This is a genomic window from Psychrobacillus sp. AK 1817, assembly GCF_008807035.1.
Taxonomy (GTDB): Bacteria; Bacillota; Bacilli; order Bacillales_A; family Planococcaceae; genus Psychrobacillus; species Psychrobacillus faecigallinarum.
The window spans coordinates 3,221,797-3,237,546 of record NZ_CP031739.1 but is presented as its reverse complement, the minus strand read 5'-3'; the positions used below and the strand labels follow the sequence as shown (position 1 = coordinate 3,237,546).

The 15,750-nt window shown below is 41.0% G+C and carries 9 protein-coding genes, 2 rRNA genes and 2 riboswitches; all 11 genes read right to left on the bottom strand.

The features are described 5' to 3' along the window. Nucleotides 1-166: 166 nt before the first annotated feature. The 11 genes from D0S48_RS16160 to D0S48_RS16115 all read right to left on the bottom strand — a co-directional run bounded on the left by D0S48_RS16160 (nucleotide 167) and on the right by D0S48_RS16115 (nucleotide 15,507). A 23S ribosomal RNA gene (locus tag D0S48_RS16160) occupies nucleotides 167-3,094 on the bottom strand. Between the two features lie 197 nt (nucleotides 3,095-3,291). Beyond that, nucleotides 3,292-4,846 (bottom strand): 16S ribosomal RNA (locus tag D0S48_RS16155). Together the 16S and 23S rRNA genes form the textbook arrangement of a ribosomal RNA operon. 397 nt (nucleotides 4,847-5,243) lie before the next feature. Further along, nucleotides 5,244-5,759: a GNAT family N-acetyltransferase gene (locus tag D0S48_RS16150; protein WP_151113851.1), complete on the bottom strand. Its 516-nt coding sequence runs from the start codon at nucleotides 5,757-5,759 to the stop codon at nucleotides 5,244-5,246. A gap of 128 nt (nucleotides 5,760-5,887) precedes the next feature. Next, complete coding sequence (locus D0S48_RS16145; RefSeq protein WP_151112699.1) at nucleotides 5,888-7,219, bottom strand: NCS2 family permease; 1,332 nt, start codon at nucleotides 7,217-7,219, stop codon at nucleotides 5,888-5,890. Nucleotides 7,220-7,305: 86 nt separating this feature from the next. After that, nucleotides 7,306-7,407: riboswitch (purine riboswitch) on the bottom strand. 536 nt (nucleotides 7,408-7,943) lie between these two features. Continuing rightward, nucleotides 7,944-8,093, bottom strand: a complete 150-nt coding sequence (locus D0S48_RS20710; RefSeq protein WP_186318291.1) for a hypothetical protein — start codon at nucleotides 8,091-8,093, stop codon at nucleotides 7,944-7,946. A 423-nt stretch (nucleotides 8,094-8,516) separates the two neighbouring features. After that, a complete protein-coding gene (locus D0S48_RS16140; protein WP_151112697.1) occupies nucleotides 8,517-8,765 on the bottom strand; it encodes a DUF3923 family protein in 249 nt (82 codons plus the stop codon). A gap of 119 nt (nucleotides 8,766-8,884) precedes the next feature. Beyond that, nucleotides 8,885-9,121 (bottom strand): hypothetical protein, encoded by a 237-nt coding sequence (locus D0S48_RS21200; RefSeq protein ID WP_151112695.1) that lies wholly within the window; start codon nucleotides 9,119-9,121, stop codon nucleotides 8,885-8,887. 227 nt (nucleotides 9,122-9,348) lie between these two features. Continuing rightward, nucleotides 9,349-10,902, bottom strand: coding sequence for a glutamine-hydrolyzing GMP synthase (gene guaA / locus D0S48_RS16130; protein WP_151112693.1), 1,554 nt, complete (start codon nucleotides 10,900-10,902; stop codon nucleotides 9,349-9,351). 128 nt (nucleotides 10,903-11,030) lie between these two features. Continuing rightward, a riboswitch (purine riboswitch) is annotated at nucleotides 11,031-11,132 on the bottom strand. 33 nt (nucleotides 11,133-11,165) lie between these two features. Continuing rightward, nucleotides 11,166-13,358, bottom strand: coding sequence for a DUF4129 domain-containing transglutaminase family protein (locus D0S48_RS16125; RefSeq protein WP_151112691.1), 2,193 nt, complete (start codon nucleotides 13,356-13,358; stop codon nucleotides 11,166-11,168). Further along, a complete protein-coding gene (locus D0S48_RS16120) occupies nucleotides 13,355-14,560 on the bottom strand; it encodes a DUF58 domain-containing protein (protein WP_151112689.1) in 1,206 nt (401 codons plus the stop codon). Before D0S48_RS16120 ends, D0S48_RS16125 begins: the two co-directional genes overlap by 4 nt. Then, nucleotides 14,557-15,507 (bottom strand): AAA family ATPase, encoded by a 951-nt coding sequence (locus D0S48_RS16115; protein WP_144540845.1) that lies wholly within the window; start codon nucleotides 15,505-15,507, stop codon nucleotides 14,557-14,559. Before D0S48_RS16115 ends, D0S48_RS16120 begins: the two co-directional genes overlap by 4 nt. Nucleotides 15,508-15,750: the final 243 nt, after the last annotated feature.

Sequence of the window (15,750 nt, the reverse complement as noted above, 5' to 3'; positions counted from 1 at the left end):
TCCAATCCACTGCGCATTGCGTTGTCAACTTCGCTCGTTCAGTCAGTCACGTACGTAAGTACGCTCCTTCCTTCGCTCACTCGTTTCCTAGCACTGCTTGTGTTTTGAAATCCTCTTGAGTTGTTCACTCAAAACTGGATAAAAGACATCAGTTGAAACAAACAATTTGGTTAAGTCCTCGATCGATTAGTATTCGTCAGCTGCACGTGTCGCCACGCTTCCACCCCGAACCTATCTACCTCATCGTCTTTGAGGGATCTTACTTACTTGCGTAATGGGAAATCTCATCTTGAGGGGGGCTTCGTGCTTAGATGCTTTCAGCACTTATCCCGTCCACACATAGCTACCCAGCGATGCCCTTGGCAGAACAACTGGTACACCAGCGGTGTGTCCATCCCGGTCCTCTCGTACTAAGGACAGCTCCTCTCAAATTTCCTACGCCCACGACGGATAGGGACCGAACTGTCTCACGACGTTCTGAACCCAGCTCGCGTACCGCTTTAATGGGCGAACAGCCCAACCCTTGGGACCGACTACAGCCCCAGGATGCGATGAGCCGACATCGAGGTGCCAAACCTCCCCGTCGATGTGGACTCTTGGGGGAGATAAGCCTGTTATCCCCGGGGTAGCTTTTATCCGTTGAGCGATGGCCCTTCCATGCGGAACCACCGGATCACTAAGCCCGTCTTTCGACCCTGCTCGACTTGTAGGTCTCGCAGTCAAGCTCCCTTCTGCCTTTACACTCTTCGAATGATTTCCAACCATTCTGAGGGAACCTTTGGGCGCCTCCGTTACACTTTAGGAGGCGACCGCCCCAGTCAAACTGCCCGCCTGACACTGTCTCCTACCCGGGTTACGGGTATGGGTTAGAATTTCAATACAACCAGGGTAGTATCCCACCGACGCCTCCTCCGAAGCTGGCGCTCCGGGCTCTAAGGCTCCTACCTATCCTGTACAAGTTGCACCAAAATTCAATATCAAGCTACAGTAAAGCTCCACGGGGTCTTTCCGTCCTGTCGCGGGTAACCTGCATCTTCACAGGTACTATAATTTCACCGAGTCTCTCGTTGAGACAGTGCCCAGATCGTTACGCCTTTCGTGCGGGTCGGAACTTACCCGACAAGGAATTTCGCTACCTTAGGACCGTTATAGTTACGGCCGCCGTTTACTGGGGCTTCAATTCGCACCTTCGCTTGCGCTAAGCACTCCTCTTAACCTTCCAGCACCGGGCAGGCGTCAGCCCCTATACTTCACCTTACGGTTTTGCAGAGACCTGTGTTTTTGCTAAACAGTCGCCTGGGCCTATTCACTGCGGCTCTTCTAGGCTATACACCCAAAAGAGCACCCCTTCTCCCGAAGTTACGGGGTCATTTTGCCGAGTTCCTTAACGAGAGTTCTCTCGCTCACCTTAGGATTCTCTCCTCGACTACCTGTGTCGGTTTGCGGTACGGGCACCTCCCACCTCGTTAGAGGCTTTTCTTGGCAGTGTGAAATCAGGAACTTCGGACTAAGTCCTCGCCATCACAGCTCAATGTTACAGAGTGCGGATTTGCCTACACTCACACCTCACTGCTTGGACGTGCATAACCAACAGCACGCTTACCCTATCCTACTGCGTCCCCCCATCACTCAAACGGTGGGGTGGTGGTACAGGAATATCAACCTGTTGTCCATCGTCTACGCCTATCGGCCTCGACTTAGGTCCCGACTAACCCTGAGCGGACGAGCCTTCCTCAGGAAACCTTAGTCATACGGTGGATGGGATTCTCACCCATCTTTCGCTACTCATACCGGCATTCTCACTTCTAAGCGCTCCACCAGTCCTTCCGGTCTGACTTCAACGCCCTTAGAACGCTCTCCTACCACTGATACCAAAGGTATCAATCCACAGCTTCGGTGATTTGTTTAGCCCCGATACATTTTCGGCGCAGCGTCACTCGACCAGTGAGCTATTACGCACTCTTTAAATGATGGCTGCTTCTAAGCCAACATCCTGGTTGTCTAAGCAACGCCACATCCTTTTCCACTTAACAAATACTTTGGGACCTTAGCTGGTGGTCTGGGCTGTTTCCCTCTTGACTACGGATCTTATCACTCGCAGTCTGACTCCCAAACATAAATCATTGGCATTCGGAGTTTGTCTGAATTCGGTAACCCGGGATGGGCCCCTAGTCCAAACAGTGCTCTACCTCCAAGATTCTAACGTTTGAGGCTAGCCCTAAAGCTATTTCGGAGAGAACCAGCTATCTCCAGGTTCGATTGGAATTTCTCCGCTACCCACACCTCATCCCCGCACTTTTCAACGTGCGTGGGTTCGGACCTCCAGTAAGTGTTACCTTACCTTCATCCTGGACATGGGTAGATCACCTGGTTTCGGGTCTACGACCACATACTCATTCGCCCTATTCAGACTCGCTTTCGCTGCGGCTCCGTCTTCTCAACTTAACCTCGCATGTAATCGTAACTCGCCGGTTCATTCTACAAAAGGCACGCCATCACCCGTTAACGGGCTTTGACTATTTGTAGGCACACGGTTTCAGGGTCTATTTCACTCCCCTTCCGGGGTGCTTTTCACCTTTCCCTCACGGTACTGGTTCACTATCGGTCACTAGGTAGTATTTAGCCTTGGGAGATGGTCCTCCCGGATTCCGACGGAATTTCACGTGTTCCGCCGTACTCAGGATACACTCTGGAGGGAATGAATTTTGGACTACGGGGCTTTTACCCTATCCTGCGGACCTTTCCAGGTCGCTTCATCTAACTCATTCTTTTGTAACTCCGTATAGAGTGTCCTACAACCCCAAGAGGCAAGCCTCTTGGTTTGGGCTCTTCCCGTTTCGCTCGCCGCTACTCAGGGAATCGAATTTTCTTTCTCTTCCTCCAGGTACTTAGATGTTTCAGTTCCCTGGGTGTGTCTCAGATGCGCTATGTATTCACGCAAATGTACTGCCCCATTACGGGCAGTGGGTTTCCCCATTCGGAAATCTCCGGATCGAAGCTCACTTACAGCTCCCCGAAGCATATCGGTGTTAGTGCCGTCCTTCGTCGACTCCTAGTGCCAAGGCATCCACCGTGCGCCCTTATTAACTTAACCTAAAAGTTAAAAGTACTACACTTGCAATCACGTAAGTGATCACAATTTGAATATCTTGCGTTTGTTTCTTTTTTTGATGTCGTTTTATCCAGTTTTCAAAGAACAATTTAAATGCTCATCATAAAAATGAACACTCAAAACTGAACTGCAAAACGTTAAGATACAGATAAAGATCTGTATTCCGAATATATCCTTAGAAAGGAGGTGATCCAGCCGCACCTTCCGATACGGCTACCTTGTTACGACTTCACCCCAATCATCTGTCCCACCTTCGGCGGCTGGCTCCCAAAAGGGTTACCCCACCGACTTCGGGTGTTACAAACTCTCGTGGTGTGACGGGCGGTGTGTACAAGGCCCGGGAACGTATTCACCGTGGCATGCTGATCCACGATTACTAGCGATTCCGGCTTCATGTAGGCGAGTTGCAGCCTACAATCCGAACTGAGAACGGTTTTATGGGATTAGCTCACCCTCGCGGGGTTGCGACCCTCTGTACCGTCCATTGTAGCACGTGTGTAGCCCAGGTCATAAGGGGCATGATGATTTGACGTCATCCCCACCTTCCTCCGGTTTATCACCGGCAGTCACCTTAGAGTGCCCAACTGAATGCTGGCAACTAAGATCAAGGGTTGCGCTCGTTGCGGGACTTAACCCAACATCTCACGACACGAGCTGACGACAACCATGCACCACCTGTCACCGCTGTCCCCGAAGGGAAAAGTCTATCTCTAGGCCGGTCAGCGGGATGTCAAGACCTGGTAAGGTTCTTCGCGTTGCTTCGAATTAAACCACATGCTCCACCGCTTGTGCGGGCCCCCGTCAATTCCTTTGAGTTTCAGTCTTGCGACCGTACTCCCCAGGCGGAGTGCTTAATGCGTTAGCTGCAGCACTAAGGGGCGGAAACCCCCTAACACTTAGCACTCATCGTTTACGGCGTGGACTACCAGGGTATCTAATCCTGTTTGCTCCCCACGCTTTCGCGCCTCAGCGTCAGTTACAGACCAGAAAGCCGCCTTCGCCACTGGTGTTCCTCCAAATCTCTACGCATTTCACCGCTACACTTGGAATTCCGCTTTCCTCTTCTGCACTCAAGTCCCCCAGTTTCCAATGACCCTCCACGGTTGAGCCGTGGGCTTTCACATCAGACTTAAAGGACCGCCTGCGCGCGCTTTACGCCCAATAATTCCGGACAACGCTTGCCACCTACGTATTACCGCGGCTGCTGGCACGTAGTTAGCCGTGGCTTTCTAATGAGGTACCGTCAAGGTACGAGCAGTTACTCTCGTACTTGTTCTTCCCTCACAACAGAGTTTTACGATCCGAAAACCTTCTTCACTCACGCGGCGTTGCTCCATCAGACTTTCGTCCATTGTGGAAGATTCCCTACTGCTGCCTCCCGTAGGAGTCTGGGCCGTGTCTCAGTCCCAGTGTGGCCGATCACCCTCTCAGGTCGGCTACGCATCGTCGCCTTGGTGAGCCGTTACCTCACCAACTAGCTAATGCGCCGCGGGCCCATCCTGTAGTGACAGCGAGATGCCGTCTTTTAACATCTCCTCATGTGAGGGAATGGATTATTCGGTATTAGCCCCGGTTTCCCGGAGTTATCCCAATCTACAGGGCAGGTTGCCCACGTGTTACTCACCCGTCCGCCGCTAAATCAGAAGAAGCAAGCTTCTTCATCATTCGCTCGACTTGCATGTATTAGGCACGCCGCCAGCGTTCGTCCTGAGCCAGGATCAAACTCTCCATAATAGAGAACTTAAAAAGCTCATTTTGTTTTGCTGGCATCATCATTAAATGATGTCAAAAATTGTTTTGCGTCAATACAACCGAAGTTGCTTGATGCTATATGTCTTAACGTTTTGCATGTTCAGTTTTCAATGTTCATTGTGTCGTTTTGTTTCGACAGCTTTATTATCTTATCAAATCTAATCATCAATGTCAACAACTTTTTTTGAGTTGTTTTTTTGAAATCAGAAGTAAAAATGAGAACTTGATAACTATACCACCCTATTTAACTATTCGTCAACAGTATTTTTAATAAAATAAGCGAAAATATAATAACAATCTATTCTGATAAGTCTTTTAAAACCTTTTAGACTTTCTAATCCCTCTCTCCATGCGCTTTAGATGGCTTTAATTCTTGATTTTATTCATAAGCCAGAAGATTAATATCCTCCCACACGTATACTAGCTCATTAAGCTGCACTCCACCAATTTCAACTATTATACTATCAATCTTCTTTGCACCAAGCTTTTCATAAAATTTCCGCGAAGGGTTATCCTCTAACACAAGCACTAACATAGATGGGATTCCCTGGCGCTTTAGTTCTTTTACTATTGGTTTAATCAGTAGTTTTCCGACACCCTTCCCCTGATACTCTTGCAAAATATAAATGGCATATAACTCTCCATTATACTTAGGGTACTTCCTACTTCGTTCCTTGCCACCAGAAGCAAAACCAATCACTTCCCCTTCTTCATTTTCCGCTACATATACTTCTCCATCGGGTATAGCAGAATACCAATACTCTACTCTTTTTTCATAGGAAAGGTTTTTTAGGAAATCCTCTGGAACAATGTTTATATAAGTAGATTTCCAGCTTTCTACGTGAACTCTTGCGATACCCTCTGCATCTGAAGGTGTTGCTTTTCTTATTTGCATCACTACAATTTCCCCCATTATCTTTTCGAGTTTCTACTATATAAACTATTTCTCTATTATCTCTTTATATCCCTCTTCTTGAAATACAAAAAAAGAGAGGCACTTGGCCCCTCTCGATAGCTTGAAAATTATAAGAATATGAAATAGGCGACAAATATTACCCATAGCCCATACATTATCGGATGAATCTCTTTTATTCTTCCAGCTACAATCATCGTGATTGGATAGAATATGAAACCAATTGCTATACCAGTTGCAATTGAATAAGTTAATGGCATTGCAATTACAACAAAGAATGCTGGAACTGCTACTTCAAATTTCGTCCATTCTATACTTCCTAAAGATGAAACCATAAGTACACCCACTATAATTAATGCTGGTGCAGTTACATAAGAAGTTACTACATCTAATACAGGATAGAAGAACAATGATAATAACAAGAGAACCCCAGTAACAACTGCCGCAAACCCTGAACGAGCACCTGCAGCAACACCGGCTGTAGATTCTACATAAGATGTAGTAGTTGAGGTACCAGCAACAGCTCCGGCAGTTGTAGCAATAGCATCTGCTAGTAAAGCTTTACCTGCACGAGGCAATTTATTGTCTTTCATCAACCCTGCTTGGTTCGCAACGGAAATTAATGTTCCAGCTGTATCAAAGAAGTTAACAAATAAGAAGGTAAGTACTACAATTAAAAATTGTGATGTCATTAAAGATGCTGGGTTTTCAAAAATAGGTTTGAGTGCTGCCCCGAAAGTTGATTCCATACTTGGAACCTCTCCAACAATCGCATGAGGGACTTCTACTAACTTAAAGATCATACCTACGATAGCGGTAATCAACATACCGTAGAAAATTCCGCCTTTAACGCCTTTAACCATCATAATAACTGTTATAATAAGACCAAAAATTGTTAATAGAACATTTGGGTCAGCTAAATCACCAAGCGCAACAATCACATCAGGATTACCAACGATAATCTTTGCATTTTGTAAACCAACAAAGGTTATGAATAAGCCTATCCCTGCTCCTACTGCATATTTAAGCTCAGATGGGATGGCATTAATAATAGTTTCACGAATACCTGATAAAGAAAGTAAGATAAAGATTACCCCGGCTACAAAAACACCAGTCAAAGCGATTTCCCATGGAATTCCGAATTTCAGTACTACAGTGTAAGCGAAGAAAGCATTGAGACCCATACCAGGTGCCAAGGCAATCGGGTATTTAGCCAGGACACCCATTAAAATAGAACCTAATGCTGCTGCGATTGCGGTAGCAGTGAAGACTGCCCCTTTATCCATATACATAGATTCAGGTAATCCAGGCACTGATTCTAGTGATAACGTCATAGGGTTTACCACTAAGATATAAGCCATAGCTAAGAACGTTGTTAATCCACCAATAATCTCGCGGCGATAGTTAGTTCCTAATTCCTCAAAACGAAAATACTTTTTCATAAGTTCCTCCATTTTTTGTCGCGATAACGAAAAAAAGTATACAACCATTTTCGGTCGTATACATGTACTATCCCCAATAAGTGAATATAAATAGGCTCACTCATCGTAGTCGAATCATTTACGGTGATTCGGTAGAGACTTTTGGGCCTTATTCCCAACGTTATACGACGACATAATTAAATTATATATGTAATATAACACCGAATTATGCCGAAATCAATACTAAATACGAACATTATTTAATATAACCAAATAATAGTTCGTTTTCTGCTTATAGGCAAAATAATTTTCAAAGTAAAATAGACCTATATTTCTTAGAATAAAAATACCTTGGAAAACCTATAAAATAGGCAGTCCAAGGTTTTATTTATACTATTCCCACTCATAGTAGCATGCTTGCTCGTAATATCGATATCATAAAGCACGCGCCAACCATTTATATATAACGCTTTTTATCAAAACAGAAAAACCCGTTCAGCTCATGTAATTCTTGTCCTCATTTGTAGCTGGTGAACCCCCTGTTTACAACGTTATTAGTTTGAATAATGGCCATGTCGTTTCAATGTCAAAATCAATTAGTGAGGAATGGGATATCTGATGACGAGTTTTTTGTCACCGAATATGAAATTTAGGAGAATAATAGACTCTATCTTCAATTTTTAAAAAAGGACTTCGAGGAAGAAAAACATAGGGAGATTTTAATCTTCCTATGTTTTCATTCATATTAATTATCTGTTTGTTTTTGCTTCTTTTTCAAATACTCCGCACGTATTTTTTCAAGTTGCTGCTTTTTATCAAATTTGGCAGGCTTGTGTTTTTCATGATACTTTGCCACAACTGCCTTACCTTTGGTATCCAATTGGTATTTCCCCACTTTATTCACCTTCTTTTCTTGTCTTTAAAGAGAATCTATTCAACAAATATAATATACCTTACTTTACTGAACTAAACCTTTTTACTTTATTATTGTACTGCCTAACCTTGTATATAACAGTAAAAACTTATTAAAATAATTCTTAGCCAAATGGTATTCATTATACTTATCTTTACGACAAAAAATTTGCTGATTCATTTTAATGTAAAATGACAATAAAGTTATTTAATTTTAAAAGAACAAATAAATATAACCCCATTCTAAATTTAGAACGGGGTTAAAATATAATCGTTTAACTTTTGATGTAAGGTACTTTGCTACACTAAAAATATAACAATAAAGTCGTTTAAAAATCTAAGTTTTTTTTTCTATAATCGCGTTTGTAAATTCATTTTGCTAGTTTCTTAAATATATAATTCCCTTTTAAACCTGCTGAATTTTATTTTTTTTATTACTGTTGATTACCAAGTTAACAATTAGCCATACAACTTGAATTATTAAAGGAAGTATAAAGGCGATTAATAAAACTATAAATGCAGCTAATTTTGCCTCAAGTGTTTGAATTGCACCTGCACCATCAACATCCCTTAACCAAACGAAAGCCGTACCTACTGCAAAAATAACAACCCAAAAAGTGTTAGCAATCCACCAAAAGAACCAAAGCTTTTTCATATTCTCACTCCTTAACTTTCATCATAATTGCTGATAGCAATCGAAAATCAAACTTTTTATTTTATGTGTATTCGTTCCACTACTTTATATTTCTATCTTACAGTGCAAATGAATTCCTGTTAATGGACCTGAGATATATTTAAAACTAGGGCTTGAGATGTATAAAATCCAACTGTTTCCTTCACTTCAACCGCAGCACCTACTAGTAAACGACCATGATGGTCTTTTGCTGCATTTGAAAACTCAATTACTTTTTCAATATCTTTAATAGTAATTAGACCTTTTAGAATGCCATTGTCGTCTACTATCGGTAATTTTTCAATAATAGACCATTTGTTAAATAGAATGACTCGCATTTTTAAAAATTTTATTATTTTTTAAACGACTTTAAAGTCATCAATCAAGTTCCTAATTTTAACTAAACAAAAAAACCTCTTCTAGTTATTTGTTATAAATAACTAAAAGAGAGTTTAATTTTTGAAATATAAATAGTTGTACGTTAATCACTGATAGTTCTTACCATACTAGGCTAGACATGGATATGACTGCGTTTAACCTGTTTAGATTATATTACTGAAGAGTACTATTCCCACTCAATCGTTGCTGGTGGCTTGCTCGTAATGTCATACAGTACGCGGTTGATGTGTGCTACTTCGTTTACTAAACGGACAGATACTTTTTCTAGAACGTCCCATGGGATACGCGCCCAGTCAGAGGTCATGCCGTCGATAGATGTTACTGCACGAATACCGATTGCGTAGTCATAAGTTCTTGCATCTCCCATTACACCGACGCTACGGATATCAGGAAGTACAGTGAAGTATTGCCAGATATCACGTTCTAAACCAGCTTTAGCGATTTCTTCGCGTAGGATTGCATCTGATTCACGCACGATTTCTAGTTTCTCTTCTGTTACTTCTCCTAATACTCGGATAGCTAGTCCAGGACCTGGGAATGGTTGACGCCATACGATTTCATCAGCTAAGCCAAGCTCTGAACCTAACTCGCGCACCTCATCTTTAAATAAAGTTTTAAGAGGTTCAATTAGCTTGAATTGCATGTCCTCTGGAAGTCCACCAACATTATGGTGAGATTTAATCGTTTGAGCAGTAGCTGTACCACTCTCGATAATGTCTGTATAAAGAGTTCCTTGTGCTAGGAAATCCATACCTTCTAGCTTAGAAGCCTCATCATCAAAAACATAGATAAATTCATTACCTATAATTTTACGTTTTTTCTCTGGATCAGATACTCCAGCCAATTTACTCATAAAACGCTCACGAGCATCAATTTTAATAACGTTCATATTGAAGCCTTCAGTGAAGGTTTTCATTACACCTTCTGCTTCGTCTTTGCGAAGTAGATTATGGTCAACGAACATACAAGTCAGCTGGTCACCAATTGCTTTATGGATTAACACTGCAACTACAGAAGAATCTACTCCGCCGCTTAGTGCACATAGAACTTTTTTGTCTCCAACTGTTTCTCGGATTTTTTCAATCTCCATCTCGATGAAGCTTTCCATTGACCAATCACCTTTTGCTTTACAAACATCAAATACGAATTGGCGAAGTAATTCTAACCCGTATACAGAGTGACGAACTTCTGGATGAAATTGTACTGCATATAAGCCTTTTTCAACATTAGCCATTGCTGCAATGTCACAAGATGGACTTGTAGCGATTACCTCAAAACCTTCAGGAGCTGCTGTCACGTGGTCTCCATGACTCATCCACACTACATGGTTAGAAGGAAGATCACCAAACAATGTCGTTGGATTCTTTATATCTATTTCAGCTCTACCATATTCTCTTGTAAAAGACTTTTCTACTTTTCCACCAAATTGGTAAGCCATCAACTGCATTCCATAGCAAATTCCCAAAATCGGAATATTTAAGTCATAGATTGCTTTGTCAATGTGAAAAGCGTTAGTGTCATAAACAGAATTTGGACCACCAGAGAAAATAATTCCTGTAGCGTTCATTTTCTTAATATCCTCTGCTGTTACTGTGTGAGGATGTAACTCACTATAAACTCCGAATTCACGGATACGACGTGTGATTAGTTGATTGTATTGACTACCGAAATCTAGAACAACAATCTTTTCTTGCTCTTTCAACAATGGAGTTGAAGACATATGCATTCCACCTCTTCTAATATTTGTGCCAATTCACTACGTATACAAAAAAACGCGTGCGAAAGTATCCTCTTTCTACGCGTTTATGCTTACTACATTAAAAGGTGAATGCCGCCACCTAAAAAAGGCATGACTGCATTCACCTTCATAGTCAAGTTATTAATGGTAACTTGGTAGAAACATCCGAACCATATTATCGGACATATACGAGGGCAACTGGTCAATTTAATTTGACTTCAGTTTACAGGTTGTTGAGGTTAAAATCAACCGCTTAGCTGATTGATTAAATATTCCCAACTTTCTCTAATTGACGCGTAATTGAGTTCAGTTTTATTGTTACCATAAAATCCTTGTTGATACGCTTTAGTTAGCCTTATCATATGAGTATCGCCAAAGTCCTTGTCTACTTTTCGTGCAAAGTCCATCAAGGTTTGACCTTGCTCTCTTACAAGGCCGCGACGACTCAATTGCCGTAGCAGCTGATGATACATTTTTTCGAAGGAATTCCAGTCATTTTTTCGCAGCCTTGATGTTGGGATTAAAACCTTTGACAACCATTTGCCTCGGTGTATGTAGGCAAATAAGCTTAAGATTCCAAGGATAATGACAAACCAAAGGATTGTTACTTTCTTCTCACTTATCCAGTCTATAATGGTTTGTAAAAAAGCTGTAAAGCTGAAAGACACTTCATCCTCTTTTTTAAATCCTTCGCTCTTAGGAGTTTCCTGTTGTTCTTCTGGCGTTAGTAGTTCGTCTGTCTGTTTCTCAACATCGTATACAATATTAGCGCTTGAAGAGAAGCCGATCGTTGGCTCAAACGTTATCCATCCCACATTTGGAAAATAAGCTTCTACCCATGAGTGTGCGTTATTGTTCGTTACCTCATAGACATCTCCCAAATTCTCCATATTCGTACGATCCCCAGGTGCAAAGCCCTTCACCCAACGTGCTGGAATATCAATAGAACGAAGTAAAACTACCATAGATGTAGAAAAGTTATCGCAATACCCTACCTTCGTATCAAACAGAAATTGGTCTACGTAATCGGTGTCCTTATCAGGTATTGCAGCCATTGTTTGGTTGTAGCTAAAACTATTTGATCTAAAATATCTTTCAATACTATTCGCCTTATCATAGAGGCTTGACTTGTCTTGTGTAATACTAACTGCTAGCTCTCTCACTCTATCTGGCAATGTATCTGGTAGCTGCAAATATCTATCAAAATCACTAGATAATGAATTCAAGCTCTCTGTATTAGTAGCACGCAACGCTTTCAGGCTGTACGTAGGCTCACTAAATGAAACATTGTAATCCCATAGACTAGAATTAGAGCTATTAAGAACCGAAATTTTTTGATTTAATGGGTTTCGTGTAAACATTGCTTCTTCATTTGTTTGTATGCTTTTAATGCCATATGGCTGAAGGATTAACGGAAAATCTTGTGCCATAACTATGTTGGCATCTGTTGTTAAATTATCTTCTCCTGGTGGTATATCGCTTTCAAATATCTCTCCAATTCCAAAGTTTTGAAGCTCTACCTCACTCTCCGACTGAATCCACCCTTTAGAGGTATATGTGTCCTTTGTTTCTACCTTCCAATATTGCTGTGTATTTACATCTGCCCAAAAAATAGGCGTATCATCGCTTTGGAAGGCACCACCTAACTGTTCATCATTTTCTCCATATCCAACCTTCTTTATGCCGCCTGTACCTTTCACTCCTCCCTCACGCTCGTCCACTTCAAGAGTAGAAGTAGTGAAAAAAGGAACAGGATCTGGCCAGATTGGTCCTGCTTTTGGCAAAGCATAAGCTGTGATACCGCTAATTGCAAGCAGCAGTATTAAGCTGCCGATGGAAGCAGTAATAAAAGTACCTATAAGTGATATATTATTCTCTACCAATAGCTTTTGAATGTACAATAATCCCATAATTATAAATCCAGATATTAGAGTAGTGACTATGGAATCTTTACCACTATACGGGCTAAATGCATCCAAAATGGTTATAAATAATACCGTGAGGATAAAAAATAGCAGAAGTGTCTTCCGAACTCTAATCCAATAATTTAATAAGTAGGTCGTCATCCAAAGCAATACAAAAAATAAAAACGTACGGAATGGATCAGTAATCGCTCCCCATTCTTGACTAAAAATAGCAGAAAAGTTATGTAGAAGCTCTACACCAAGATAATCTAAAGAAACCTTCGAGAAAAAGGAGTAATCAGTGTATATATAAACTATTATCCAACATATAAATAATAACTTAATAGGTATAGCAAGCTTCCAATCCAATTTAATAAAGTAAAAGAAGAATGAGATGGCCAAATAAAAGACAAACAATGACAAATGGTCTGTATCTGTCAATTCCATTACCGGCTTTAACCATTCCACCATCAAAAGACAAGTAAATATATAAATGAGAAGAGAAACTATTTTCTGCTGGTAGCTTTCTTTCATGAGCGATTCACCTCCATAAACGCTTGGGCAAAACGATCCTTCGTAATATTATGAACTTCAACTCCTCTACTTTTCGCATACTGGTAGAGGGCATTTTCATTTTTATTTGGTTTTTCGTCTTTATTTTTCACGACAAAACAACGACACACTCGCAGGTTTCCAGCATTTCGTTGTATCCCATCAACCCACTCATGTGTTAACTCGCTAGTAATGTATAACAATGAAGTTGCTTGAGCCAAAGTAGGCTCTTGCGATATTACTTGATCGATTGGCTTGTCTAAATCTGGCTGTACCTTCGTTAGATGATAAAGCACTCTATGAAGCTGTTCCTCATTTTCTACATTCTGTACGAAAAAACGATTCTGCCCTATAGATAGAAAAGCGCTACTAGCTTGGTGACGGACAATCGCCTGCATAATAGATGCAGATAAATCTACCACGTCCTCGAACATAGGAGACAAAGTCCGATCGATTAATATAAACAAATCCTGTGATTGACGATCCTCAAATTCCTTTGTTTTAAGGGTTTGAGTACGAGCAAATGACTTCCAGTGTATCCAGGATACTCGGTCCCCGGGCTGATAGGAGCGAACCCCCGTAGCCATAGAAGTATCCTTCATAACCTGAATTCTTGAGGCCGCTGCTCCCTGATCATACCTAGTTTCGATAGGAATATAAACCATATCCACTAGATTTGGAAAGACGAGTAAGGTTTTAGTATTAGGAATAAATACATTTTTTTTCACCCATCCGAACAAATCGCTTATTTCGATTGATGTTCCTTCTAATACATGCTCCCCACGAGGCATATGTTCAATTTCATATGTCCAGGTAAATTCTTTTTTCATACCCCAAAAGATGAGCTGTTTCTTAGAGCCTGTATGCAAAAGTGAATTACTCACTCTTTCTTCAAACCAAACAAACAGCAAGGGAAAGCTATCATTTCTTGTCACCTTGATTGTTGCAGAGAATTTTCCTCCGCTATATACCTTTCGTGTTTCAATCGTCCGCTCGGCCTCTAATTTGGAGAGAGGATAAAAAAACAGGAGCACCGAATATAGAGCTATAGGGACAATGAGGTAAAAAAGAAACCAGCTCACAAATCCTCCCTGGAACATTGCGTAAACAAAAGCGACCACTAATAGAAGGAGGACTCCACCAATACCTTTAAGTTTCTTAAATCCCTCTAACCAACTATTCATCCGTTTACCTTCCTCTTTATAGGGACAGAAGTTCTTTTTACAACACGAGAAAGTACTTCCTCAGAGGATATACCATCATATCTTGCCTCTGGTCGAAGGATCACACGATGTCCAAAAACAAATGGCACTAAATACTGAATATCATCTGGAATAACATAGTCTCTCCCCTGTAACAATGCATACGCTTGTGAAGCACGCATTAGAGCAATAGAAGCACGAGGACTTACCCCTAGGTAAATATATGTATCAACTCTAGTTCTATTAGCAAGGTCTACAATATAGCCCTTCATGGTTTGATCCACGCTAACATTTTTCACTTGCTTTTGAAGATGAATAAGCTCTTCCAACGAAATGACTGGTTGAAGGCTGTCAATAGGAGAGGCATGCTCTAATCTATTTAACACTTCAATTTCTTCACTTGGATGTGGATAGCCCATTTTCACTCTCATCAAAAAGCGATCTAACTGAGCTTCTGGCAATGGATATGTACCCTCATGCTCTATAGGATTTTGGGTTGCCATAACAAAAAATGGCTTTGGTAGCGGCATAGTAATACCATCGATTGTTATTGATGATTCTTCCATTCCCTCCAATAACGCAGATTGTGTTTTTGGCGATGTACGATTAATCTCGTCAGCCAACACAATATTTCCTAAAATAGGTCCAGGTCGAAACTCAAATTCCATTTCCTTAGGATTATATATAGATACTCCTAATACATCTGATGGTAATAAGTCTGGCGTAAATTGTATTCTCTTAAACTCTGCTCCAATAGATTTAGCAAGAGCTCGTACCATCATAGTTTTACCCACTCCTGGTACATCCTCTAGTAATACATGTCCATCTGCCAAAAGTGAGATGACTGCTAATTCCGCAATGCTTTTCTTCCCTATCATAACTTTCTCTATGTTAGTAATAATTGCTTGAATCTGTGCTTGATCCTTCATATGGTTTCCCCCAAAACTATCATTAAATGATTAGTTAGAAAATTTTTATAATACACTCTAAGCATAACGAAAATAAAAGGATAAAACAATTTAAAAATTACTTATCCTATATAAAGAGTTATATTCTGCCAATTTTTTTGAATCCAAAATCTAGCTTAAAACTGTCTAAAATCTCTGCTGTAAAATTTATAATATATGAATTTAGTATCCAGTTCTTAATCCTATTTTAAAAATTTATAAAGC

What these genes read in the sequence shown, in the direction of transcription:
- guaA (WP_151112693.1), bottom strand. Translation starts at nt 10,902, where the DNA reads ATGTCTTCAACTCCATTGTTGAAAGAGCAAGAAAAGATTGTTGTTCTA.
- D0S48_RS16150 (WP_151113851.1), bottom strand. Translation starts at nt 5,759, where the DNA reads ATGCAAATAAGAAAAGCAACACCTTCAGATGCAGAGGGTATCGCAAGA.
- D0S48_RS16120 (WP_151112689.1), bottom strand. Translation starts at nt 14,560, where the DNA reads ATGAATAGTTGGTTAGAGGGATTTAAGAAACTTAAAGGTATTGGTGGA.
- D0S48_RS16115 (WP_144540845.1), bottom strand. Translation starts at nt 15,507, where the DNA reads ATGAAGGATCAAGCACAGATTCAAGCAATTATTACTAACATAGAGAAA.
- D0S48_RS16125 (WP_151112691.1), bottom strand. Translation starts at nt 13,358, where the DNA reads ATGAAAGAAAGCTACCAGCAGAAAATAGTTTCTCTTCTCATTTATATA.
- D0S48_RS16140 (WP_151112697.1), bottom strand. Translation starts at nt 8,765, where the DNA reads ATGAAAAAGCTTTGGTTCTTTTGGTGGATTGCTAACACTTTTTGGGTT.
- D0S48_RS21200 (WP_151112695.1), bottom strand. Translation starts at nt 9,121, where the DNA reads ATGCGAGTCATTCTATTTAACAAATGGTCTATTATTGAAAAATTACCG.
- D0S48_RS16145 (WP_151112699.1), bottom strand. Translation starts at nt 7,219, where the DNA reads ATGAAAAAGTATTTTCGTTTTGAGGAATTAGGAACTAACTATCGCCGC.